This is a genomic window from Wolbachia endosymbiont (group B) of Ischnura elegans (assembly GCF_947251585.1).
Classification (GTDB): domain Bacteria; phylum Pseudomonadota; class Alphaproteobacteria; order Rickettsiales; family Anaplasmataceae; genus Wolbachia.
The window spans coordinates 1052925-1078205 of sequence record NZ_OX366371.1 but is presented as its reverse complement, the minus strand read 5'-3'; the positions used below and the strand labels follow the sequence as shown (position 1 = coordinate 1078205).

Below are 25281 nucleotides of genomic sequence, written 5' to 3'. Positions count from 1 at the left end.
CGAGACTTATTTTGTTTGTGTCCTGACATCAGAATCAAAGAAAAGGTTGAGAGAATCAGCACGCTTTTGATCTTCTGCTATTTCTTGATCAATTTCTTCTACATCGTAACCCAATTCTGAAACAACTTCTGAGCGACTCTTAAAGCCATTTCTTACTGCCATTTGTTGTGCTTGCTGGTCTTTTAAAGGATCAACCCAATCAAACTCCTTGTGGTATCCATTTTACTTCTTCTTTCGCTGCTTTTACTACTTTTTCATCTATACAGAGTTCTCCAGAAAGTACTGCTAATTCTAGCCATCTATTCCATACTGGTCTGCAAAATTGGAATACCATAATGTTATGTTGCAGCATAGCGCATCGACGACGAAACTCTATTAATCCTGCTCTGATTGATGAATAATTAACGCCGGTTAAATCTCCTGTTAGCTGCTCATATGTTATCCCTGTACCAATCGCTATTGCCCTGAGTTGCTGTCTTATAAACGCTTCATAACTTCCTCCAACATCTGACGGCTCTGAAAATTTTATGTCTTCTCCTGGGTCTAAAAGCTGCATTGTTCCAGGTTCTAGGCCAGATAATGCTACTCCTTGCTCACTTGCTTCACCTTCTCCCATGATATTTGCTTCTGGATCGAGTCTTGTAATAAATCCAGCAAACATTGCTGCAGTTTTCTTTCTCACCAGCTCTGCATCATCATATTGATCAAGCTCATAAAGCTTCAGCAGTATATTAGAAAGCCAAGGCTCCCCTCTGATTTGCCCAGGTCTTAATGGTCTATAAATATGTAAAACATCATTTGCTGGCACTCTCACTGATTCTCCAAACGAGCCTTCACCAGGGTGTTCTTTAAATAGGTAATATGCTTCTCTTTGCCCAAGCTTGTTAAACTCAATCCCGTTTCTTATTACATTACCATTTCCTAAAGTTTGATTTGTTTTATTATCTAAATGTTCAGACTCAAGTACTTGCAGTTGTAATGGCACAGAAAATCTATCTTCCAGCTTTCTCGTTCTTAAACGTACAAAACATTCTCCTCCCTCTATCATACTTCTGCATACTAGAGCTTGTAATCCATGTAACCGTTCACGGATTGTGAGAATGAATTAAAGAACTAAGCAGTGACAGCTACTAGATTCTGTAGCTTTTGAAAGGGGTTCTGGCCATTTAGACGTGATGTCAAAAATATCGACAACATTCTTTCCACGAATCTTTCTCCACGTTCTGACCAGGTGAAAAAGCTGTTTTTACGATAAATTACGTACCGTCTAATTTGCCGTTCTGCAAGGTTATTAGTTGTTTCTATCACTTCAGGTTTTCTTAAAAACTTCCACATCATATCCTCAGATCGTAACATCTTAGCGGCCATTCTTGAAGCTTGAGTGCTATTTGCAACCCTCGTCATTTTACGTAAAAAATGTTTTACCCTTTTCCGAATTTTTCGCACCAGTCGATAAAATCTCAAATTATCTATCAAATTTTGTTTTTTTGCCTTATCTACTACAAACACCTTATTGCTGAGCGATTTTAGTGCTTGGCCAATTTTGCTCACTTCAACATTTTTACTATGGGCAAATCTCTCAAAATCTCTTGCCAGATGTGCCCAACATATCTGTCTATTTTCACGATTGAAGTAATTGTATACAGCGTATCTATCGCTCACAACTATACCATCATATTCTGGCAGTAAACTCTTCAACACCTTCTTACCACGAGACTCGCTTACCTTCAGAAGTGTCAACGCTTTGTTTGTTATTACCCAACTCCAGCCTCTCTTTCCTTGATTTCTGTGCCCTGTTTCGTCTATATGCAAATACTCGCTTCCTTGCAACTCTTCCTTCATTTTCTCATATTCAGATGCACACTTCTTCGATACCCTGCGTTCAGTATTTGAGACTAAACCAAGGCTTATATTTAGATTAAAAATACTGCCCAAAATTTGCTGTACCTCTCTTTTTGAGTTAATAAAAAAGCCGCTAAGGCTGCTTATAACTGTTTTAGCATTGGGTCCTAGAAAATCTCTTGCAACACCTTCGGGTAAATTTGCTGTAATTCTTTTATTACATACTCTACAATGTCCTCTTTGCAACCTGTACTCAGTTACAATTGGCTTAATTTCTGGCAACTCTGCCTTCTGATGAATAATTTCATCTTCTAAAGTAATCTTACCTCCACACATACAAATTGTATCAATTGTGCATCTCACTACCTCGTCTGCAGCCATTAATTCACGCTTATGCACCTTATGTCCTGGCTGACCTCCTGGTTTTTTATCACTTTTCTTTTTTGCTTTCTTACGATATATATCTCGTGATGGTGGCAGCGATGAATTTTGCGAATTTAAGCCCAATTTGTCTTCTAATTCAACTATTTTTGCTTTCAAGCTATCATTTTCTCTGATCAGTGCTTTTATTTCTTCCTTGAGATTAGCGTTTTCTGCTACAACCTTTTCTTGCAGCACTGCTGTCATTTACCCATTCCATATTTAGCTTCCTATCTCTTTACACTTTTATACTTACTTTGTAAACCACCTTATCTCCGTGAACGGTTACGTAATCCATAAAAATCACTTATTCCACAGCTATCTGCTTCATCTGTCCATTTTAGCCATAATTCTTGCACTTTCTTTCTAAATTCTGCATTCTTTGCTTTTGATTGCGGTTTTATTCCTGTTCCAATAGAGTTACTTACTATCGTATCAATTATATTTGCAGCGTAAGGATTTTTTCTCACCATGTCACGAGAGCGGCTACGTAAGTGCCCAAGGCTCTGAGAAAGTAAATTATTTATGCTTCCTAACTCTGGTTGAAAGTGAAAAAATCTTCTTCCTGAGCCTGCTGCATCCCACGCTGAACTTTTGATTTTTGGCTTACTAAATAGTTGTTTGAATGATTTGAGTAGCATTACTTCTCCTTATCTGAAATTTTTGATAACTCAGCCTCTAGCTCTTCTACTGTTGGTAAAGCTGTCTTTATATTCTCTGGTAGACTTTCAGTTATTCGGTATTCTGCTAGTCCTATTGGTTTTGTCATATCTTTTAGAGTGTATTTTGCTAGTACATCATTTTTAGATTTACATAAAATCAACCCTACAGATGGTTGATCTGTCTCGTGTTTTAGCAAGTCATCTACTGCTGAAAGGTAGAAATTCATTTTACCGGCGTATTCTGGTTTAAACTTATTATCTTTCAATTCAATTACTATAAAACAACGTAATTTTAGATGGTAGAATAATAGATCGACAAAGAAGTCTTCATCACCAACATCTAAATGAAATTGTCTACCTACAAATGCAAAGCCTTCACCAAGTTCTAACAAAAACTTCTCCATATGTCCTACAAGACCTTTTTCTACTTCTCTTTCATGAGCATCCTTTCCTATACTTAAAAAATCAAAAATATATGGATCTTTTAACGTGTAATGCGCTAGATCTGATTGAGGTGAAGGTAACTTCTCTTTAAAATTAGTGATAGCCTTTCCTTGACGTTTATGTAACCCAAGTTCAATCTGCATTACCATGATGTTTCTTGACCAGCCATGTTCTATAGCTTCTTTTATGTAGAATAGCCTCGCTTCTTTATCCCGAACTAAGTCCATCAGAAATACATTATGTCCCCATGGCAATTGGGCAACAAGTTGTTGCACAAGTTCAATATCTTGATATTCTCCTGCAAACTGCCGCATATATTTTAGATTTCTTGTGCTAAAACCTTTCATTTCTGGAAACTCAGCTTTTAAGTCTCTACTTAACTGCTCAATTACTTTGGATCCCCAACCTTGATTCTTTTGTTTTTCTAGAATCTGCGTTCCAATATAATGATAAAGTAGTAGTAGCTCTTTATTTACTGTCCTTGCTGCTTTATAACGACTAGTAGCAATCTGTTCTTTGAGCTGCTCTAAAAATTCTGTATATTCTTTTGCTATAATTTTTGTCATACGGTTCCTTTCAACGATATTATATGATTTCCTTACTCGTTGAAAAAACAATCTTTCTCTTCGGTTTCATTCCAACAATCTTTAGCTCAGCTTTAATACGTTGTCTTAAGTTTAGTAAATCATTTATCTGAACTTCAGCATATCTTACCACATGGTCACCATATGCAATTGATACCACTCTTTCGCCACTCTGAAGCTTCTTTATTGCTTGTTCAACTTGAATTAAATAATCTTCGTTATACATTTACTACTTGCTTCTAAGAAACTTCCCCTATCAGCTCATCTTTTTTTATCAGGATATAACCAAATTCATTGGCTTTTTTACCCAGATTCTTTACTACTCTTTCCTTATATAACTTTTCATAATAATCCATTCCTTTTTCTACATATTCTTGTCCACATTTCAGCATTTGATAAAAAATACATGCTAATTTTCTTGCTGTAGCAGTTATTGCTTTTGGTGCTCCCAATCGATTTTTCAATCTTCTACAGTACGCACCTAATGCACTTTTACTGTGCAACATAGAATAACCAGCAAGTCGAAAAGCATTTGCAGCACGGTTAATTACTTTACGAGTTCCACTTCTAATCACTCTTTCTCCTGTAATCCTATTAAATGGACATAATCCCAACCAAGAAGTAAAATGTTTTTCTGATGGCCATTTATTAGCATTAAGACCAACTTCTGAGAGGATGGTCTGTATATTTGATGTATTAAGCCCTGGAACTTTGGTGAAATCCATGCCAGTTATTCGATACAATTCTTCGTGTGCAGCAAAGTTTGGTTTGTTTCCTGCAGACCTCTTTACTTTACTGCATTGCTTATTTTCATTTGATCTTGTTTCAAGTGTTTTATAATAGTTTTCCATACTTTTATCACATTCTTTTATTTGCTCTTGAAAAAAAGTATATGCTTCGTATTCTTGCTTTAATGTAAACAAATGCTCTTCTCTATAGTCACCTGTTAGTGCTTTTGCTATGGTTGATCTGTCATTTTTTATTCGTCTATCACTCAATTCAGCCAATCTATTAGAGTTTCTTTCACCCGCAATTATTGCTTTAATGATTCGCATACCAGTTACACCTGTAATATCACTAATAACCTTGTGTAATTGAATGTTCATTTGAATTAATGCTTTTTGCATACGTTGAGTGTGTACAGCTGCACTTTTTATCAGGTTGTCATGTTGTCTATTATAACCACGTAGTACACAAATTTGGTTATCAGGCCTAAATGATCCTTGAAGTAACCCATAGCTATGTAATTGCTGTAACCACTGGCAATCTTGAACGTCTGATTTTCTTCCAGGTACATTTTTTACATGTCGTGCATTTACCAGTTTAACTTCGAATCCATATGATTCAAGTATTTGAAACAAAGGAATCCAATATACTCCTGTTGATTCCATGGCTATCGTTCTAACTTCACACTTTTTCAACCACTTTGCTAGGTTATGAAGATCTACTGTAAAGCACCCAAATTTTTGAACGCGTTGTTTATCTCTCCCTTCTGGTACGCATGCATAATGTACAGATGAACCAATATCAATCCCTGCTGCATTAGGATTCACTACTTCTAATTTACTTTTTGCTTTTGCCATATAAAATCCCTTATATATACCTTATAATGAAGAAGTGCTTTAGCTTGGGGCGGTTATATTACACAATCTTCTAAACGAGGTAGCTAAGAAGCTCCATCAATGGTTTGACCGTCCCTTCCAAAATCATACTGATCCACGGGCATTTATTGCACCATTGCGAACTCGATTATAACTGCAGAAGCACTTCTTCATAAAATTATATCCAAAAATTACTGCAATGTGCATTAGGACGTTTCTTTCTGGTTTAACAGATTTTGTCTGTTCCGGTGCTGATCCATTTGCTTCTGACTATTTTTTTTGATTTTTTACTTTCTGGTTTTTCACTTAAACTATTCCATTTACTCTCTGGCCATCTATCTATTCCCAGTGCTATCGATGCTGCTCTCGCGTAAATTCGGCAATCTAGTACTTCATTTCTTTCTCTTACCTTTTGCCACTCTTGTTTGGTGTATCCTTTTACTACCTTGCTGACTAATTGCTCTGCCGTTAGCTGCTTAAAATATTCAGGTGCATACTCGGGAAAATGACAATATCCAGGTAGAGCTTTTCCCTCTTCTTCTTTCAAAATATTAAGTAATTGAAAAAGCTCTGACTTTAATATCGATACTCCCACTGGCCAGAGCTTTATTCCTCTCTTTAGCTTTTGACCACCAACTGTTATATCTACTCTACTTGGGCTGCTAAGTGGTACTAATGCTTTATTTACACCTTTTACTGCCATTACTCTTCCAGACCCTTGATGACTTCTCACCCAGTTATACACTTCCTGCGTTGCATACCCTGCATCAACCGCTATCATGCTTATCATATACTCAAGCCCATTTTCACCAATAAAATGATGATTAAGTAATTCTGAAAGCTTTCCCCATACTTCTCCTCCTCCAGTATCACCTTCAAATACTCGGTATTCTATTGACCAACTTTCGCGGCTTTTTCCCCAGGCTACGACTTCTACTTCTAAACGATCTTTTTGGACATCAACACCTGCTGTGAGAACTACTTCGCCTTTTGGTACTGTGCCTACGGGAAAAAATTCTCTTCTGTTAAATAATTGCTTCCAGTCTGGTACTTCTCCTTTATCTACCCAGGTTTCTCCAAGCGTAGTATTTATCCAAACTTTTAGTAATTGTTCACTTTCTTTTGCATGGAGAAAATCTTCTACTGCTTGAGTCCAACTATACCAGCCAACTGGGCTATAAAGACTTGAAAGATGAAACCCTTTTTTCTCACCTTTTACTCTATTAGTAGGCCTCCATTCTCCACGTTCAAGCATCTCTGTCTTTTGATGATTTTCTATCTTTTCACCACATTCTATACATATATAGTGTGCTGTACTTGGATTTTTATCTTCCCATTTAATTTGTGACCATTTTAGAACTTGATAGTAATTACAATACGGACATGGTACAAAAAAGTACTGCTTATCTGTTGCTTCAAATTCCTTCTCAATTCTGCTTATTCCATGAATCGTTGGTGTTGACACTAAAAAAATCTTTCGCCGTGCAAATGTATTAGTTCGAGCAATACTGAGCAGTACTGGATCTCCTTCTCCTCCTGAATCTCCTGGGTAGGCATCTATTTCATCAAGAAAGAGATATTTTACTGGCATAGATCTCAGTGCTACACTGCTATTTGCTCCGGTTATTACTACTATTCCACCTGGAAATTCCTTACTTTGTACAGTATTGCCTGAGTCTCTTGACCTTGGGTCTTTTACTTTACTTTTTAAACATGGTGTACTTTCAATCAGTGGTGCAAATCTTCCTTTTGACCAACGTTTTCCCATTTCAACTGTTGGCTGTACTACTAGCATTGGTCCTGGTGTTTGATCGATGATATAGCCAATCCAATTGTTGCCTGCTTCTGTTCCTCCAATCTGCGCTCCTTTCATGAATACTACTTTTTCAGTAGGTGAAGACGGAGAAAGTGAATCCATTATTTCTTTTAAATAAGGAGTTCTCTCTGTTCTCCATTTCCCCGGCTCTGATGTTGCAGTTGCTGCTAAAACTCGATACTCATTCGCCCACTCTGATACTTTAAGCTCTGGATCTGGCTTTAATCCTGAATAAAAGCTGGCACTGTAGATCACTATGCTCCACTCAAACAATTTCTGTGTAAGCTTTCTACTTCAACACTATCAATTTCTGATCTGACGTTTTCTGTGCCTTTCTGCCCTTCTAATTCCATAAACATCTTCTTCTGAGATTCATTTTCTATGTACTTTCGCGTAAGATCATTCATAACTATTGCTACAGTGAATGCAACTATTGCTGTTACTATTATCAGAGTAAGCATTTGATATATTGTTGTTGCTGTTAAGCCTATATATGCTGCCATTGCTACTGCACTTACTGAAGTAAAAATGCAGATCACATTATTGTATTTTCTTACTTTTACTTCTCTATGTTCTATACACCTATTCAGAGCACAATAAACTGGTGAATTTATTACAGATACTCTCCTTTCGTCTGGTAATTTGACGTTCTTTTCTTTAAACAAAGCTTTAAGTAACTCTAAATTATTTGACTTGATTGCTAAATGCAAAACAGGTGTGTAATTTGCTCCTTTTTTCAGCAGTAACTTTACTACATGTAAATGCCCTTTTTCTGCAGCAAGGTAAATCGGTGATAGACTCTTATTATTTGAAACGTCAATATCAATTTCTTCTTTTAAAATAGACTCTACAATCTCAATTTCTCCTCTTTGTGCAGCTAAATGGAGTAGACTATTCTTTTCAGAACCGTACTTATTACTCATCAAAGCCTTCTTTACCTCAGGTTTAGCGTAATCAAATGGTGTCTTGCCGCTATCGTCTTTTACCAATGGATCTATATCTTCTCGAGTTAGTAAAACTTCTATTGTCTTCAGCTTTTCAGCGTAATGTAGTGGTGTTTTATTTTCATAATCTTGTAAATTGACCTTGGAGTTTGGAGCACTTATTAAGCATCTTATGATATCAAGGCATAAGTCGCGTTCATCATAATTACTGCTGCTTACAGCGTTGTGAAGAGCCGACAATTTCATTGAGCTTTGTCCCATGCGCGTGCTATTTACATCTGCTCCTAGCTTCAGTAGTAACTTTACTATCTCCAGCTTTTTGTTATTAACTGCATAGTGCATTGGGGTCTGATTTCGTGCATCAAAGACATCTATTTCAGCGTTTCCTTCTCTTATCAAAATCTTTACAACTTCTGCATGTCCTATTCCTGCTGCTAGATGTAATGGAGTATGGTGCAAAGCATTTCGTACATTAACGTCAATACCCTTTCTTACTAAATATCTAACTGCATTAACTTCACCTATCATTGCAGCTAAGTGAAGTAAGCTATCTTGTTCTGATCCGTATTTGTTATTAATTAGCGCTTGTAATATTTCTGCTTTTTTCCCTTCTTTAGCGTAATCAAGAGATGTTTTACCATCATTATCTTCCACAAAAGGATTAATGTTCTTCTTCGTGAGTAACAAATCTACCATGCTTAATTCGTCAAACTCTATAGCGCAATGTAGTGGTGTTTTTCCGTTTAACCCTCTAACATTAACATCTAATCCAGGTTGATTAATGAGGCACTTTATTAATTCTAAACTTAAGTGAGCAGACATTTTATATTTGGTTAGATAATTCTTCAAGTGAGTTTGTAATCTCTTCAGTGAGCGTCTTATGAATCTTTTCAGTCTCACTCAGTGATGCAAGTAGCGCTGAAACCCTATTTGGAATATTAAGCAAATTATTACGGATAACTCTTGCTACATTAAATGCTTCAGTTTTTACTTCTTCTACTGAGACAAGTTCTCCTATCTCAGCCTTAGCTTTCGCCTCAAGCAATTTGCCACGTTCCATTTCATTTTTTATTCGAGTTTTTAGTAACATTGTAGAAAGATTACTTGTGTTTTCTGGATTTTTCCTCCTAAGTGGCTGACTTGGATCTCTTATTGCTGCCACTGTTTCATTTGCTTGTTCTCTATTGATCAAACCATCCTCCAACTCAACTATTCCTTTTTTTACTAAATAACAGACATATTGCTTTGAAAATCCTTGTTCTCTTGCCCATTCTGTTTGCGTTATCTTTTCCACTTTTTTTCTCCTCTCTCTTTTGTGCCTCTTTTCTACGAATTTTCTTCTTGAGTTTCTGCAAAAGTTTTACCATTATCGGCTAAAATGGCATCTCTTCCCGTGTATACTTGCCAACGTTTTATCGTTACATCTACAAATTTTGAATCTAGCTCTATCGTTCTACAACTTCTTCCTGTTCTCTCACATGCAATCAGCGTGCTACCAGATCCACTAAATGGTAGGGTCGAGAACTGGCGCGCCTCTTTAGGGTTTGGTGGCTGATCCATTATTTTCATGTTGGTCCTCAATCCAAAATTCCCATGTTTACGTTTCCAATTCCCGCCTCATCAAACGCAGCATGCGGATTTCCCGCACTACGCTTTCCTAGTAGATTCTTACCAAAGTTTATAACATATTGTGCTGGTAAGGCTTTCGGAACGTAATATCTTATTCTATAGTCCGAATATAGACCAAGGGTCTCATATATACATTCGCTACTCCACCTTTTCCAACCAAATCCTTTTGCTTTTCTGGCTTGCATCATATTGCGTCTTGTTTTCTTCTCTACCCACTGTTTAACGTAGCTGAAGCTTCGACTTGAGTTTCCTATTCTAAAGTAGTTTACCCACCCTCTCAATATCGGATTGATGATCTGAATCACTCTCCGTATTGGTTGCGATTTATAGTTACTGAATACCTTCTTCAACTTTTGAAGTAGGCTTGTTCGTGTTTTCATCTGTGGTGTTATCTGTACTCTCCACTTTCCTTGTTTTGTAATTTTCTTTCGAAAGTCAAATCCTAGAAAGCCGAATGTTTCTCCTCTCTTTAGATTGGCAATTTTTGTCTTTTCTTCATTTACACTTACTTCTAGTTTTGCTAATTCTTCTTGTAACCTTTTGTACACTAATTTCTCGAGCCATTCCCATCTCTGGTGCCCATCTATCAGTATCACTAAATCGTCTGCCCATCTGGCGTATTCTATACGTTGATATTTTTCTTCCCTGGTCACCTCTTTTGCTCTCTCTAGCATTTTGTCTACCTCATTGAGGTATATATTGCTCAACAACGGTGAGATAGGCGACCCTTGCGCTATTCTCGTTTTCCTCCTACCTTAAGGATTAGCTTAATCAAGTGCATGATTTCTTTATCATTTATTCTCTTGGCAATTTTCTCCATGAGAATATGATGTCGTACGTTATCAAAATAGGATTTCAGGTCTACATCAATACATTTTGTATTGCCTTTGATTGCTGCTTTCGCTACTCTGCTTACTGCTTCATGCGCTTTTCTCTTGGGTCTATATCCATATGATCCGTCCTGAAAGTCAGATTCATATATCGGTTCAATTATTAGCTTTAGTGCACTTTGCACTATTCTATCCCGGATGCAGGGTATGTTCAACGTTCTGAGTTTTCCCCCAACTTTTGGTATTTCCTTTCTCCGGTTCCTATTTGGGCTATAGGTTTTGGTTATTAGTTCATGTCTTATTTGCTGAAGATACTTTTCTAAGCCTTCTGCCTCTATCGATTTGAATGTTACCCCATCAATTCCTGGTGCCCCATTGCTTTTCTTTGTTAGCTTATATGCTTCTTCTAGTGTCTCCATCTTGCAGACGTGTACATAGATTCCCCAGAATCGCCATTCCGGTTCTGCTTTCGCTTTGATATATATCTTTCTTCTCAGGTCTTGTAATTTTATTGGCATTTTTGTCATTTTTACCTTTACCTTCCTTTTGTTAAAAGATCTCTACTAGTAGGGTGCCTTTGCTCCATGGGCGTTACCCCACTTCTTCGCTACTACACACCCATCCGCCACCCTTTCATCTTCGGTTCTTTTCCTGTTTTCCAGTTATAGAACCTACCACTCCAAGGTATTTCTCCTTGGGATGAGGAGGGCTTCTCCAGTTGCTTTGTATGTCCTCATTACCATGCTATCACTACCACCCCGCTGAAGTAGAACAATTGTATCAGTCGTTTTTCAACTGCCTATTCTGCTTTCGCCCATTGACCGCTGGCTCAGCCTTCAGTTCTTATCGTTTTCGAGGCCACCTATATGTTTGCTTTCGCTACGGCCTAGTAATTCGCCATTATCCTATGATAACGTTGTCGGTAGGCTTCAACATTTTGCTTTCCCTCCACATTGCTACCCTAGCTACAGGACTTCGACTTTTATCCTGGTGGGTCTACCTCCCACTGAACATACTTGCCTTCTCTGGACACACAGTCAGCACGAAATATTCATGCACATGACACTTCAGAGAAAGCAGTTATTGCTAGAAAAATCAACTCTATAGCTGATTTTAACGGGTTAGAATTTACTGCAAAAGTTGGTATTGAAGCTGATCAGTATGGAGAAAAGAACAAGATTGCTACGGTTATTACTCCAGAACAATCTGAAGTTGATTGGTTGCCATTTTGAAGTACGACGAACTGGACTGCTGTCATTGAGAAGGCTATGAAAGATGCAGTAGGAAAAAACGTAAAGCTGAAAGAAGAAGCGATAAAATGCAGAGTCTTTTGAAACTGTTTGTGAGCTTTGATTTTCAATATGTCAAAAAGCATTGTTTCGATATTCTCAAAAGAAAAAAGTAGTTCTGGTTTCTTAAGATAAAAGAATATTTAAGCATAGAAATGCACTTCAAAAAAAATTTTCATTTTTTCCGGAAAAACCTGTGAGAAATCCGGTATATATATAGTAAGAGGGGCAAACATGTCAATACTCACACAGTCAGGAAGAGCAGAAATAGCGGCAAGTATAAAAGAACAGCCTATACATCTTGCTTGGGGCAGTGGTGATGCCAATTGGGAAAGTAGTCATCAAGTCGAAAAAGTTTTTGTTGAGGATGAAATAGCCCTAGATCACCATCCCATTAAAGACGTAAAAGTTTTTATCGGACAAACAACTTATCAGCCAAGTGTTGACTATACAGTTGATAGTAGTACTGGTCTAATAAAACGTACGGAAAATAGCTCTATTCCAGTAAGTGATAAAGTTACTGTAGAGTATACTGAAAGCACACCACCGGAGCATATTACGTCTCAAAAACTGTTCAATGAGCTTGGCAGACGTACTGCAGATGAAGTGCTATTCTGCACAGGTGATGAAAATGGAGAGCTTTTGACCCCTTCTGGGAGGTTTAACCCTTCTAATGTACCAACCAACAATCTTTTTCTCAAATTCACTTTCGATTTCACGGATGCAGCAAATCAAGTTATACGGGAATTAGGGGTTATGGTTGGTACTAAAATAAAAGAAGGATTACCTGAAGGACAGAGATATTTCGAGCCAAAAGACGTGGAAAATCCTGGAATTTTGTTAGTTTTAGAACACACCGTACCACTTATCAGAACATCTGCAACTCGGGAAACTTTTTCATTTGTTGTAACTTTTTGAAACAAAATGACCTTAAATAGTTATTATAACCGCTTTAATCCTGACAAAGAATATGAGAAAAGCTTATTTCTTGCAGGAAGAGGTTTACAGTCTGCAGAATTAAATGAAACTCAGGAGTATGCTCTTTCTAAGCTTAAAGGTATAGGTGATGCAATATTTCGTGATGGTGATGTTATAACAGGAAGCAATTGTATTATAGATAGAGAAACTGGTAAAGTTACGCTTGAATCAGGAAAAATCTATCTTCGTGGAGCAGTTAGAAAAGTCGAAAAAGAAGAATTTATTATTCCACTGAGTACCACAGTGCGTATAGGTGTTTATTATCTAGAATCTACAATTACAGAACTTGAGGACGAAAATCTTCGTGATCCTGCAGTTGGTACAAGAAACTATCAGGAAGTAGGAGCTGCAAGGCTTAAAGTTTCCACCATTTGGGGTTATCAAGCAGAAGGTCTTTCTCCACGTTTTTCTGAAGGAGAATTTTATCCAATTTATAACATTGAAAATGGAGTATTAATAGAACATTCACCGCCACCACAAGCAAACATAGTAACTACAGCTCTTGCTCGTTATGATAAAGAAGCAAATGGATCTTACGTAGTAAACGGTCTAGAAGTAATTTGTTTGCAGAGAGAAGAAGGGGACGAAAAGGGGAAAAAATATTTGTGATTAATGAGGGCAAAGCTCATGTTGATGGCTATGAGATTGAACTTCCTCACAGTATTCGTGTTTCTTTTGATGACGATCCAGATATAAAATCAGTTGAATCAGAACCACATACTTTTCAGCCAAATAGCCAAAGAGTAATGGAACTGAAGGTGAATGATTTTCCAATAAGTGAAATTAAAAAAGTAGATATAACTGTTCAAAAAACCATTACCATTACTCACGGTTCATACTCAGGAGCTGTTGATCCAATACCTGACTCTGCAGTACTTGAAATTATTCAAATTAAACAAGGTAATGTTATTTATGAAAATAGTGTAGATTATAAACTAAACGCAGGAAACGTTGATTGGTCATTACCAGGTAAAGAACCAGCTCCTGGAAGTAGTTATCAAATAACTTACCGCTGTCGTACTCATGTAAGTCCTGAAGATATAAGTGAAGAGGGATGCAAAGTAAAGGGAGCAGTTGATAACAGCTTGGTTTTGATTGATTACACCTGGAAAATGCCACGCTTTGATTTAATTACTATCGATAGCAAAGGGGTGGTAAGAAGAATAAAAGGAATTTCCCACTCTTGGAGACCATCGATGCCTCAAGCACCTTCTGGACAACTTTTGCTCTGCTACATTCATCAGACATGGAAAAACGGAGAAAAAGAAGGGGTAAAAATAGTGAATAATGCTATTCATGCTGTACCGATGAATGAGCTTGAAGCAATGAAAAAAGGAATAAATGATCTTTATGCGCTGGTTGCAGAGGAGCGTTTACGCAATGATGCAAATTCAAGAGAACCTACCACCAAAAAAGGAGTATTTGTTGATTCGTTCTTTGATGATGATATGCGTGATCAAGGAATTTCGCAGTCTGCAGCAATAGTAAATAGAGAGCTAGTTCTGCCAATAGATGTAGAAGTTGCAGATATTGAAAAAGGTGGGGAAAGATATCTTTTGCCGTATGAACTTGAACCGGTACTGGAGCAGCTTTTACAGACTAAAGGAGAAAAGATCAATCCATACCAAGCTTTTGATCCAGTACCGGCACAAATTACTCTAAATAAAAATATAGATCACTGGACGGAGGTAAAAACAAATTGGAAAAGTCCAGTAACCAGAGTATTTAATGTTAAAGAAACGACAGAGCTGCTGTCAAGTACTTCATACGAAACTGAATTTATGAGAGAAGCAACTCAAAATTTTGAGATTGAAGGTTTTGCAACTGGTGAAAAGCTTAAGGAATTAAAGTTTGATGGAATTTTTATTCAACCTCAAGCATAGAAAATATTTGAAAGAAAAACATGATCGCAACATTTATTGCTGATAACAGAGGAAAAATAAAAGGAAGATTTACTGTACCAAGAAACATTCCTGCTGGGACTAAGTTAGTGCAGTTCTTCGGTGATAAAGGCAGTTATGGAGAAGCAACTTATACTGGTAAAAAAACAATTACCATAGAAGAAAGAAGAAGAGTTATTGCAGCAAGAAGAATTGATCCTTTAGCCCAGACATTTACACTAAATGAAAGCAGACACATAGGAGGTGTAGAGTTATGGTTCACAAATAGCGGCAAAAAACGTGTTGTTGTGCAGATTAGAGAAACAGCAGTGGGAATGCCCTCGCAGACTGTTATTGCTGAAAGCTATATTGAGCCGAAAGATATAAAAGTAGATGGCACAGCAACACGTATAACTTGGTCACCAGTGTTTTGCCATGCAGGAGAGGAGTATGCAATAGTACTGCTTACTGATGATCAGGGTACTGCAGTCAAAATAGCAGAGCTTGGCAAATATGATGCAGTAAATAGTCGTTGGGTAACAAGTCAGCCATATCAAGTAGGAGTATTACTGTCGTCTAGCAATGCAAGTACCTGGACTCCACATCAAAATTTAGATTTAACGTTTCGACTACTAGCTGCAAAATTTAGTGAAAATTCTTATGTTATTGATCTTGGGAAAGTTACTGTAAACAACGTATCAGATTTAATAGTTTTAACAAATGTTGAAAAAGTAGCATTTGATACCAATGTAGAATTTATCTTAACAGATGAAGAGGGAAAAGAAAACTTTCTGTCTGATAATTTACCACTCGCACTGCGTGAAAGATTATCTGGAGAGCTAACGGTAAAAGCAAGCCTAAAAGGAGGGCGAGAAAAAAGTCCTGTTCTCTATCCTGGGTGGCTTTGTTGCATAGCACTGATAGGCATGTAAATCACAATGAACTTACGCAGCTAATTTAAATTTAGCCATACCAATATCAGTAAATTTGTTCAGTAAGTAGCACTTAATTAACAGCTCTTTTTCACGATTTACCTCTGATTTATTTTTCAAGCCAAACCCAAATATTTGCTTCAACCTATAGAAAAAGACTTCAATATAAGACCGTGCTCCATACTTAACTTTTTTCTTCCATTCATTAATACCATCTTCATAATTCTCATATGACCTAATTCTACTAATATACTTGTTTCTTTCTGATAAGTAGTCAGCTAAACAAATTTTAGTATCCTTCCTAGGGCGAATAATAGGCACAATATTGTATTTTCTGCATTCTTTATACACACTTTTTATATCATAAGCCGCATCTGCTCGAATAGAACAAATGTTATATTTATCACTGACTTCTTCTAACATATCGCAGACCGGCAAATAGTCTACAGCAACACCACTAGTGTAGTTCATGCTTATTGCTTTCTTATCATTTATGTTTAAAATAACATGTAATTTTCTTACTTGACCATAACCACTGTATTTTCTTTTTCGAATATTAAGCTTACTATGCCCACCGTTATTATTGTAGATACTAACTCTAGTGCTATCTACGGCAATTTCAACATTTTCCAGATCATCTTTATTGCTTCTATGGTCATCAATCTTCAAATTAAGCTTTTTAAATCTTCTGGAAGCTTGTGTATAGCTGATAATCTTAAGTTTTTTGCCTATTTGTACCATATAACCTTTTACAAAACCTACAGCTTGTCTCAAGCCAATTCTAAAAAGATGAACTATTATGTGTATTAAAATTACAACTTTATCACTATAAGTGTTATTGCCACCTGCAACTTTTGGACTATTTTCATACCAATTTTCTATGGCTTGATTAACAAAATGAAAAACATTTCCTCTTTTTTTTAGAAACTCATTATATTCTCTTTGGTTACTTACTCTCATTTTTTGTGGCATAAGTTATACTTGTTTGAAAAATGCCTATTTTACAACAAAATGCGTTAGTAACCATAAGCTTTTCTCCTTACAATAACCTCAACCAACACTAGCTATGCAACAAAGCCATCCTGGGTTACAGCTAGTTCTAGGTAATCTTTCAGAGTCCGGAGATTATGTAACGAGAAGCATTACAGCAGGAGCTAACACCAAGATCACCATAACATATGATGCGCTAATACCTGGCACTGCAGATGTTAAAGCATATGTGGAACAAAGCGTCAAAGGATGGCAATTAGTAAATTTAACATCAGGAAAACCAATTGGAGAAAATTGGGTAGAGAGAACTCATGTGCTGACAAACTTTAATGGCAATGAGACTAGGGTAAAATTAGTTTTAAGTGGAACAGTTGTTTATCGCCCTAAGGTAAAAAATCTCAGAGTGATTGTCACATAATGACTGTTGACCAAACCAAACGAGAATATCCACTGCCTCATCCAGAAAATATTGCAGTTCAAGATGTGGTACGTATTCGAAGAGCTATAGAAAAAATAGATGAAGATATTACCGAAAGAGAAGATGAGCATAATCAACTAAAAAATAATTTTAAACGATTTAGATTTGAAACTTTTTTGAATTTTTGGGAATGAAAGAAGCAATATACCAAAGGATAAAGGATTTAGCAGCAAACAGCACACCTGATCAACTGGCATATCTTGCAAAATCGCTGGAATTGATAGCAGATAAAAAAGCTATTGCTGACATTGTGCAGATGACTGAGGTAAAAGAGATAATTGATGCACTACAAAAGAGGCTTAAGGATTTAGCAGAAAACAGTACACCAGATCAATTAGCATATCTTGCTAAAGCATTGGAATCAATAGTCGACAAAAGTGCAGTTTCTGAAATTGTACAGATGACTGATGGTAAGCTAAAAGAACTTCTTGATAGTACAAAAAAACACTTAACTGATCTGGATAATAAAAAAGCTAGTTCTTTAGCAGTGATCTCTGAATCAGAGAAGCAGTTATTAAAGAGAATTGATGAAAAAGGAACAACAAATTTATCGCTACTTGATACGAGAAAGAATGCCAATATTGCAGCAATAAATAGCATTAGTAATAGTCATAAAGATGGTCTTAAAGGTTTAGTGAATAACTTCCGTACTGTTAATGATGTACCAAGTGGCTCATCAATCATGAAAGAAGTAAGAAATCGTCATATGATTGAACCTGGAGCATTACCTTTTTTATTTGGTGTACTAAGTAGAAAAAATAATTACTTTGGCCACGGAACTTTTACAACTGAGCTTGGTCAGTGGAGTAGTGATGTAACAAAAACAGACTATATGCTACAACTACTAGCAGGTACTCACACATATGATACAAGCTATGTTAGTTTTTATCGGCCAAGACAACTCAGTTTTTTAGAGGGAAGCAAAGGTACATTTATCTATGGAGAATCATACCCAAGATTTATGTATGATGGATTTTCTGAGCAATTCAATATGCTGAAATACCCTTATGCTGAATGGCTTTGTTGCATAGCTAGTGTTGGTTGAGGTTATTGTAAGGAGAAAAGCTTATGGTTACTAACGCATTTTGTTGTAAAATAGGCATTTTTCAAACAAGTATAACTTATGCCACAAAAAATGAGAGTAAGTAACCAAAGAGAATATAATGAGTTTCTAAAAAAAAGAGGAAATGTTTTTCATTTTGTTAATCAAGCCATAGAAAATTGGTATGAAAATAGTCCAAAAGTTGCAGGTGGCAATAACACTTATAGTGATAAAGTTGTAATTTTAATACACATAATAGTTCATCTTTTTAGAATTGGCTTGAGACAAGCTGTAGGTTTTGTAAAAGGTTATATGGTACAAATAGGCAAAAAACTTAAGATTATCAGCTATACACAAGCTTCCAGAAGATTTAAAAAGCTTAATTTGAAGATTGATGACCATAGAAGCAATAAAGATGATCTGGAAAATGTTGAAATTGCCGTAGATAGCACTAGAGTTAGTATCTACAATAATAACGGTGGGCATAGTAAGCTTAATATTCGAAAAAGAAAATACAGTGGTTATGGTCAAGTAAGAAAATTACATGTTATTTTAAACATAAATGATAAGAAAGCAATAAGCATGAACTACACTAGTGGTGTTGCTGTAGACTATTTGCCGGTCTGCGATATGTTAGAAGAAGTCAGTGATAAATATAACATTTGTTCTATTCGAGCAGATGCGGCTTATGATATAAAAAGTGTGTATAAAGAATGCAGAAAATACAATATTGTGCCTATTATTCGCCCTAGGAAGGATACTAAAATTTGTTTAGCTGACTACTTATCAGAAAGAAACAAGTATATTAGTAGAATTAGGTCATATGAGAATTATGAAGATGGTATTAATGAATGGAAGAAAAAAGTTAAGTATGGAGCACGGTCTTATATTGAAGTCTTTTTCTATAGGTTGAAGCAAATATTTGGGTTTGGCTTGAAAAATAAATCAGAGGTAAATCGTGAAAAAGAGCTGTTAATTAAGTGCTACTTACTGAACAAATTTACTGATATTGGTATGGCTAAACTTAAATTAGCTGCGTAAGTTCATTGTGATTTACATGCCTATCAGTGCTATGCAACAAAGCCATGCTGAATTGGGAGTAATATTCGTAAAAAACACAAGCAATGTAGATATAAGTAAAACTCTAAACTTTGTTGGATCTGCAATGTGGTATAAAGAAGAAGTTAATTATGGAGGAGCAGGATTATTTATAGGTACACCTGATAAAACTAATACAAGGAAGTCAGAGATTTCGAGAATTACTTGGACACGTATTTACCAGCATGAAATTAACAGTCCTGAATTTATTGCATCAGGTAACATAATCATTCCAGCAGGAAAAACCGTTACAGTGTTACTTTATACGTCATCTAATCTTCACTCAGAAGGTGAAAGAGTTGGTGAGACACCTGAGTTCTTTGCAAGTGAGCATACGTATAGCACAATCTATGGTCAATTTATACAGTGGGGAATATACAATTTTCGCAGCAATTTTTTAACTACAGGGCTTGAGGTGGACGTAGAGAGGACGCTAAGAGCTTGGCAATGCCCAGGATTAGATGCCACTCATAAAATTTGGAATTGATACTAGAAAACGGAGAAAACCAATGCCAATTTATATTAGATTTGAACATAACAAACAAGTAGAAACAACAACGCTTGAAAGTAAGCCAATTGGAAATGATTGGTATGAAGCGCCAAAGAATTTTGACTGGCAAAAAACTTATTGTTTAACAGAAGGAGAGAAAATTGTTGAAAGGAATAAGGAAGATATTGAGCTGGAATTATTGGAAAATGCGAAACTTTCTGCACTTCGTTTTTATTTTAATAACTATACTAACGAATACGCTGGAAATTCTCACCAAAAAGCTAAATCGTATCAAATACAAGAAAAAGCAGCAAAAAGCATTCTAGCAGCACCAGAATCTATAGATGAAAAGGATAAAGAAATTATAGAACCTTTAGCAAAAGTCCGTGGTATTACAGTTATTGAAATGGCAAGAATAATTGAAGAAAAAGTAAAAAAAGCAGTAAAAGAAATAATTAAATGTGAAGAGTTGGAAGACATTACCAAGAAGAAAATTGCAGAAGACAAAAGTAAAAATGAGCTAGAGAACTTACTAAACGATTTTAAACAAAAGATACAAAGAAATGGCTGAAGAATTTTTACACGGAGTAAATGTTATTGAGGTAACCTCAGGAGCAAGAACAGTACGCACAGCTAAATCATCAGTGATAGGTATAATTGGTACTGCACCTGAAGCAGATGAGCAAAAATTTCCGCTAAATAAACCAGTGTTAGTTGCAGGAAGCTTAAAGGAAGCAGCAAAGCTCGGAAAGAGTGGCAGTTTACCTTCTGCAGTAAATGGAATATTTTCCCAGATTGGTGCAACAGTAGTAGTTATTCGAGTTAAAGAAAGTGAAAACAGCGATTCAAAGCTCAAAGAAAGTGAAACTATCCAAAATATAATTGGCGGTGTTGATAAAGAGACTGGAGAGTATCAAGGGATAGAGGCATTCCTCAGTAGTGAAAGCATAGTTCATATTGCTCCAAGAATATTAATTGCTCCTCAGTTTACTCATCAGTTACCTGAAATAGATGGAGTAAATCCAGTAGTGAGTGCTTTAATTTCCATAGCAGAAAAATTAAGAGCAATTATTGTTGCAGATGGACCAAATACTAATGATGAAGAAGCAATAAAATGGAGAAAAAGTGTAGGCAGCTCAAGAGTTTACGTAGTTGACCCTTGGGTTAAGGTATTTATTGAAGGAAAAGAAGGAACCTTGCCAGCAAGCCCATTTGTAGCTGGTTTAATAGCAAAAGTAGATAGCGAACAAGGATTTTGGCACTCACCTTCAAATAAAGAGATAAATGGTATTGTTGGAACAAGCAGGCCTATTGATTTTACGCTCGGTAATACAAATTGTAGAGCAAACCATTTAAATGAAAATGAAGTAACAACGATAATTCATCAAAATGGCTATAGGCTTTGGGGAAATAGAACATGTTCAAATGACTCAAAATGGGCTTTTTTGTCAGTGAGAAGGACTGCAGATTTAATCAATGATAGTTTACTTCGAGCTCATTTATGGGCAGTTGATCGCAATATCACCAAAACTTACATAGATGATGTGATTGAGGGGGTGAATTCCTATCTGGCAAGTTTAAAAGCACAAGGAGCTATTATCAGTGGAAAATGTTATGCAACTCCAGAACTCAATATGCCTGCAAATATTGCAAGCGGGAAAGTGTCTTTTGATTTTGAGTTCACGCCACCATATCCAGCAGAACGGATTACTTTCAGGTCACATCTTGTGAGTGGTACAATATTATAAAAAGGGGAGAAAAATGTTACCGAAAATACTGAGAAATTTTAACGTATTTGTTGATGGTCGTGGTTATGCAGGAAAAATTGATGAGATAACGTTACCAAAGCTCACCATAAAAACCGAAGAATATCGTGCTGGTGGTATGGATATCCCAATAAATATTGACATGGGCATGGAAAAGCTTGAAGCAGACTTTACTTTCGCTGAGTATGATTCAGAACTATTTAGACTTTTTGGCTTGATAGATGGAAACTCAGTATCTTTAACGCTCCGTGGAGGAATGCAAGGTAGTGGTAGCAATGAGGTTGAAGGAGTAATTATCAACCTTAGGGGCATATTCAAAGAATTTGATTTTGGTAGCTGGAAACCTGCTGAAAAAGCAACGCTGAAGTGTACTGTAGCTGCTCATTACTATAAACTTACCATAGGTGGCAATGAGCTGATAGAGATCGATGCTGAAAATATGATTAGAAAGATAAATGGTGTTGATCAGATGGCCTTGCTACAAACGGTTTTAGGCATATAAAAAGATTTCGAAATTTTATTTTTTAGGAGAAAGTATGACAACAGTAAAACTTGATAATCCAATAACAGTTGATGGTATTTCTATCTCAGAGCTTACCATTAGACGTCCAAAAGTTAGAGATTATCTAGCTATTGAGAGACTTAATGGTAGTGATCTAAGTAAGGAAGTAACTTTGACTGCCAACCTGACATCAGTGGCAAAAGAAGCAATTGAAGAGTTAGATATTGCTGATTATGTAAAAGTGCAAGAGGTATTAAAGGATTTTTTTTCACCGATTATCCAAAAAACTTGAGATCAGAAATACTAGTGCTTGGCTCTATCATAGGTGGTGGAGTTGAGCACATTCTTGATATGGAGATTAGTGAGTTTATTTTATGGAGCAAATTAGCTAGGGAGTTCAAATGTCAGTATTATCGATAAAAATAGGTGCGGTACTTGATGGCAGTTTTAATACTGTAATAAAGGGAAGCAGTGGTCAACTTACTCATCTTGGTGAGAATATAAGAAAGCTTGATTCATCTTTAAAGTCAGTATCAAAGTTTAAACAGTTAGGTCATGATGTTTTGACTAGCAGGAGGTCGTGGAAGGGCTTTGAAGATCAAGTAAAATCTTTAGCTAAACAAATGAAAGCGGTGGAGAAACCAAGCAAAACTTTAAAAGCAGAGTTTGACAAGGCCAAAACCTCCGCAACAAAAGCAAAAGAAGCATATTTGAAAAAGAGAGATGCTTTGCATTCATTTAATGAAGAAGTAAGGAAAAGTGGCAGAAATATTAAGTCATTAGTAAGTGATCAATATAAACTTGGTTCTTCTATTGAAGTGCTAAAAGGTAAGTATGGTAAGCTTGGGTCTGCAATACGTAGTCACCAAAGTTTTTTAGCAAGCAAAGCACATTTTAAGTCACAAATTATAGAAACTATTGGGCTAGGGCTAACGCTTGCAGCTCCAGTTAAAGTTGCGATTGACTTTGAAAGTGCTATGGCTGACGTTAAAAAGGTAGTAAAATTTGTACAAAATGACACTAAAGATGAAGCATCAAAGTTCGCTAAAGAGTTAAAGAAATTATCTCGGGAGATACCATTGTCAGCTGCAGAATTAGCACAAATAGCTGCAAGTGGTGGTCAACTTGGTATTGACAAAAATGATCTTATGAAGTTTACAACAGTAGTTGCTAAAATGACCACAGCGTTTGATATGTCGGCAGAGGAAGCTGGTAATGCTATTGCGAAAATATCCAACGTCTATGGAATTAAAGTTGATGGTATGGAAAATGCAGGTAACATAATAAACCATCTTTCAGATAATACTGCTGCTAAAGCAAAGGAAATGGTTCTTACACTGAATAGAATTGGCGGTAATACTAAACAGTTTGGTTTAGAAGTTGATCAAGCAAGTAGCTTAGCAAGTGCGTTCATAAGTTTAGGTAAACAACCTGAAAAAGCAGCAACTGCTATAAATAACTTTCTCAGTAAACTACAGACTGCAAGAGAGCAAAGTCCTGAATTTCACGATGCATTAGATGAGATGGGAACAAGTATAGAAGAGCTCGAACAAACTATTAAAAAAAATCCTCAAGAGGCAATATTGCAATTCCTTGAAACTTTAAAAAGAATAGACGATCAAGAGCGTGCCAGTATTCTTATGAATCTATTTGGTGCTGGGTTTCAAGATGACATTGCTCTTTTAGTAGGAAGCTTAGACATTTACAAGAAAGCTATTGAACATTTAGCTGATAAAGAAAAATATAACGCTTCAATGCAGGACGAATTTAACAATCGGGCAAATACTACAGCTAATAAATTACAATTACTTAAAAATGCAGTATTTGAAGCTGGCATGAATCTAGGGTCAGTAATGTTGCCTACTTTAAATTATTTAGCTGGAAGTTTGAAAGCAATAACAGAGCGTATAGCTTCTTTTGCAGAAAAATATCCAACTTTAACTACGGCAATCATGAGTACTTTAGCAGCTTTGATAAGTTTGAAAGTCTTAGTAGTGGGAGTAGGCTACGGAATTACTTTATTAGGAAGTACAATTTTTGGTCTTAAAGCAACGATATTGGCAACATTTTCATTTTTATCAGCTATAGTTTTTCCTGCAGTAGTAACAGGACTAAGAGCAATAACACTCGCTGTAATGACTAACCCAATTGGACTTTTAATAGCGAGTCTTGTTGCTGGTGCAGCTTATGTTCTAACTAACTGGCAAAAAGTGAAAGACTTTTTCTCTAGCTTTTGGAAATCACTCATTAAACCCATAGGAGAAACTTTTTCATGGATAGGAAATAAAGTTAGTAGCATATTTGCTGAGAATAGCTCGATTAGAAAATTTGAAAATAATGGAAACGTTGTTAATAGGCTTTCTAAAAATAGCATTTTCAGTAATGGAAACCCATTGATAAATAATAGTGCTGTTAAACAATTTTCAGAAAATAGTAAAGGCAATTTTGAGAGTTTTAAAGTAAAAAGTGTTATAGAAGAAAAAAGAGCTATGGAACAAGAAGAAGTTGAGAAAGCATTCAAGAAAAGTAGATATGAAAATAGGGAATCTAAAGTATATAACCAAGCATTCTATCAAACGTTTAATATCAACATTAAGTCTGAAGATGTCCGCAGCGTTGCTGATGCAGTAATAGAAAGATTTAGAGAACAAGCACGTGGGGCACTTTTTGATATAGTTGAAGAGTTACATTGATGTTGCTTGGAAAATGTAAGCTTGAACCAATAAGCCTAAGATACAGTAAAGAAAAAAGGTGGTATACAATTGAATGTATTGAAAAAACGTCGCTACAAAACATTGGCTCAGGAATTGAATGTATTGATCTGACAGGAGTGATTTATCCACGTTATCAGAGTAACGGCTTAGAACGGCTAAAAAATATACGTGATACTAAAGAACCACACGTTCTAGTTGATAATTCAGGAAATATACTTGGAAATTTTGTCATTACTAATGTAGAAGAAAAACAGATATTATTTTTTCCTGATGGAAAACCAAGAAAAGTTGAGTTTATTTTGAAGTTAAAAGGTTACAGTAAGTGATTTATTATTACACTAAAGAAAACG

General features: G+C 36.1%; 19 protein-coding genes and 9 pseudogenes. 15 read left to right on the top strand and 13 right to left on the bottom strand.

The window, feature by feature from the left end; genetic code table 11:
- Window positions 1-6: 6 nt before the first annotated feature.
- From OPR58_RS05550 to OPR58_RS05495, 12 genes and pseudogenes are all read right to left on the bottom strand, one after another.
- Window positions 7-1078 (bottom strand): annotated as a pseudogene (locus OPR58_RS05550) (phage portal protein); the annotation flags it as partial.
- 35 nt (window positions 1079-1113) lie between these two features.
- The gene (gene tnpC / locus OPR58_RS05545) at window positions 1114-2469 is read right to left on the bottom strand and encodes an IS66 family transposase (protein WP_265023137.1); all 1356 of its coding nucleotides are present in this window, start codon (window positions 2467-2469) and stop codon (window positions 1114-1116) included.
- Between the two features lie 80 nt (window positions 2470-2549).
- Window positions 2550-2903, bottom strand: a pseudogene (locus OPR58_RS05540) (phage portal protein); the annotation flags it as partial.
- On the bottom strand, window positions 2903-3934 hold the full coding sequence (locus OPR58_RS05535; RefSeq protein ID WP_265017127.1) for a PDDEXK nuclease domain-containing protein: 1032 nt from the start codon (window positions 3932-3934) through the stop codon (window positions 2903-2905). The pseudogene OPR58_RS05540 and the gene OPR58_RS05535, both read right to left, overlap by 1 nt.
- A 19-nt stretch (window positions 3935-3953) precedes the next feature.
- The gene (locus tag OPR58_RS05530) at window positions 3954-4178 is read right to left on the bottom strand and encodes a gpW family protein (RefSeq protein WP_265023136.1); all 225 of its coding nucleotides are present in this window, start codon (window positions 4176-4178) and stop codon (window positions 3954-3956) included.
- A 13-nt stretch (window positions 4179-4191) separates the two neighbouring features.
- Window positions 4192-5535: an IS110 family RNA-guided transposase gene (locus OPR58_RS05525; RefSeq protein ID WP_262986668.1), complete on the bottom strand. Its 1344-nt coding sequence runs from the start codon at window positions 5533-5535 to the stop codon at window positions 4192-4194.
- Between the two features lie 244 nt (window positions 5536-5779).
- A complete protein-coding gene (locus OPR58_RS05520; RefSeq protein ID WP_265023135.1) occupies window positions 5780-7624 on the bottom strand; it encodes a phage terminase large subunit family protein in 1845 nt (614 codons plus the stop codon).
- The gene (locus OPR58_RS05515; RefSeq protein WP_265023134.1) at window positions 7624-9135 is read right to left on the bottom strand and encodes an ankyrin repeat domain-containing protein; all 1512 of its coding nucleotides are present in this window, start codon (window positions 9133-9135) and stop codon (window positions 7624-7626) included. Before OPR58_RS05515 ends, OPR58_RS05520 begins: the two co-directional genes overlap by 1 nt.
- Window position 9136: 1 nt before the next feature.
- Complete coding sequence (locus tag OPR58_RS05510) at window positions 9137-9607, bottom strand: hypothetical protein (protein WP_265023133.1); 471 nt, start codon at window positions 9605-9607, stop codon at window positions 9137-9139.
- Between the two features lie 32 nt (window positions 9608-9639).
- Window positions 9640-9825: pseudogene (locus OPR58_RS05505) on the bottom strand (DNA methylase N-4); the annotation flags it as partial.
- 65 nt (window positions 9826-9890) lie between these two features.
- A complete protein-coding gene (locus OPR58_RS05500) occupies window positions 9891-10649 on the bottom strand; it encodes a group II intron maturase-specific domain-containing protein (RefSeq protein WP_265022253.1) in 759 nt (252 codons plus the stop codon).
- 26 nt (window positions 10650-10675) lie between these two features.
- Window positions 10676-11299 (bottom strand): reverse transcriptase domain-containing protein, encoded by a 624-nt coding sequence (locus OPR58_RS05495; protein WP_265022252.1) that lies wholly within the window; start codon window positions 11297-11299, stop codon window positions 10676-10678.
- Window positions 11300-11806: 507 nt separating this feature from the next.
- Between OPR58_RS05495 and OPR58_RS05490 the strand changes: the two are divergent.
- From OPR58_RS05490 to OPR58_RS05475, 4 genes and pseudogenes are all read left to right on the top strand, one after another.
- Window positions 11807-12004: pseudogene (locus OPR58_RS05490) on the top strand (hypothetical protein); the annotation flags it as partial.
- 291 nt (window positions 12005-12295) lie between these two features.
- A complete protein-coding gene (locus tag OPR58_RS05485; protein ID WP_265023132.1) occupies window positions 12296-12979 on the top strand; it encodes a hypothetical protein in 684 nt (227 codons plus the stop codon).
- A 6-nt stretch (window positions 12980-12985) separates the two neighbouring features.
- A pseudogene (locus OPR58_RS05480) lies at window positions 12986-14922 on the top strand (DUF4815 domain-containing protein).
- Window positions 14923-14942: 20 nt separating this feature from the next.
- A pseudogene (locus OPR58_RS05475) lies at window positions 14943-15818 on the top strand (hypothetical protein); the annotation flags it as partial.
- Between the two features lie 45 nt (window positions 15819-15863).
- Here OPR58_RS05475 and OPR58_RS05470 read toward each other — a convergent pair.
- A complete protein-coding gene (locus tag OPR58_RS05470; RefSeq protein WP_265022212.1) occupies window positions 15864-16823 on the bottom strand; it encodes an IS5 family transposase in 960 nt (319 codons plus the stop codon).
- Window positions 16824-16929: 106 nt separating this feature from the next.
- On the opposite strand from OPR58_RS05470, the pseudogene OPR58_RS05465 reads away from it, so the two are divergent.
- The 11 genes and pseudogenes from OPR58_RS05465 to OPR58_RS05415 form a co-directional block, all read left to right on the top strand.
- Window positions 16930-17259: pseudogene (locus OPR58_RS05465) on the top strand (hypothetical protein); the annotation flags it as partial.
- Window positions 17259-17453 carry a hypothetical protein gene (locus OPR58_RS05460; protein ID WP_265022291.1) on the top strand — a complete coding sequence of 65 codons (195 nt, stop codon included), beginning with the start codon at window positions 17259-17261 and terminating at the stop codon, window positions 17451-17453. The pseudogene OPR58_RS05465 and the gene OPR58_RS05460, both read left to right, overlap by 1 nt.
- A pseudogene (locus OPR58_RS05455) lies at window positions 17450-18331 on the top strand (hypothetical protein); the annotation flags it as partial. The gene OPR58_RS05460 and the pseudogene OPR58_RS05455, both read left to right, overlap by 4 nt.
- A gap of 111 nt (window positions 18332-18442) precedes the next feature.
- A complete protein-coding gene (locus OPR58_RS05450) occupies window positions 18443-19402 on the top strand; it encodes an IS5 family transposase (RefSeq protein ID WP_265023131.1) in 960 nt (319 codons plus the stop codon).
- A gap of 46 nt (window positions 19403-19448) precedes the next feature.
- Window positions 19449-19946, top strand: a pseudogene (locus OPR58_RS05445) (hypothetical protein); the annotation flags it as partial.
- A gap of 22 nt (window positions 19947-19968) precedes the next feature.
- Window positions 19969-20520, top strand: a complete 552-nt coding sequence (locus OPR58_RS05440; RefSeq protein WP_265023130.1) for a hypothetical protein — start codon at window positions 19969-19971, stop codon at window positions 20518-20520.
- The gene (locus OPR58_RS05435; protein ID WP_265023129.1) at window positions 20513-21697 is read left to right on the top strand and encodes a phage tail sheath subtilisin-like domain-containing protein; all 1185 of its coding nucleotides are present in this window, start codon (window positions 20513-20515) and stop codon (window positions 21695-21697) included. Before OPR58_RS05440 ends, OPR58_RS05435 begins: the two co-directional genes overlap by 8 nt.
- Window positions 21698-21710: 13 nt before the next feature.
- Window positions 21711-22217: a phage major tail tube protein gene (locus OPR58_RS05430; RefSeq protein WP_265023128.1), complete on the top strand. Its 507-nt coding sequence runs from the start codon at window positions 21711-21713 to the stop codon at window positions 22215-22217.
- Window positions 22218-22251: 34 nt separating this feature from the next.
- Window positions 22252-22509, top strand: coding sequence for a phage tail assembly protein (locus tag OPR58_RS05425; protein ID WP_264376465.1), 258 nt, complete (start codon window positions 22252-22254; stop codon window positions 22507-22509).
- A gap of 109 nt (window positions 22510-22618) precedes the next feature.
- Entirely contained in the window at window positions 22619-24910 is a 2292-nt protein-coding gene (locus tag OPR58_RS05420) for a phage tail tape measure protein (protein ID WP_265023127.1), read from the top strand.
- Window positions 24910-25257 (top strand): phage tail protein, encoded by a 348-nt coding sequence (locus OPR58_RS05415; RefSeq protein WP_265022941.1) that lies wholly within the window; start codon window positions 24910-24912, stop codon window positions 25255-25257. The genes OPR58_RS05420 and OPR58_RS05415 overlap by 1 nt, the downstream gene beginning before the upstream one ends.
- Window positions 25258-25281 lie beyond the last annotated feature (24 nt).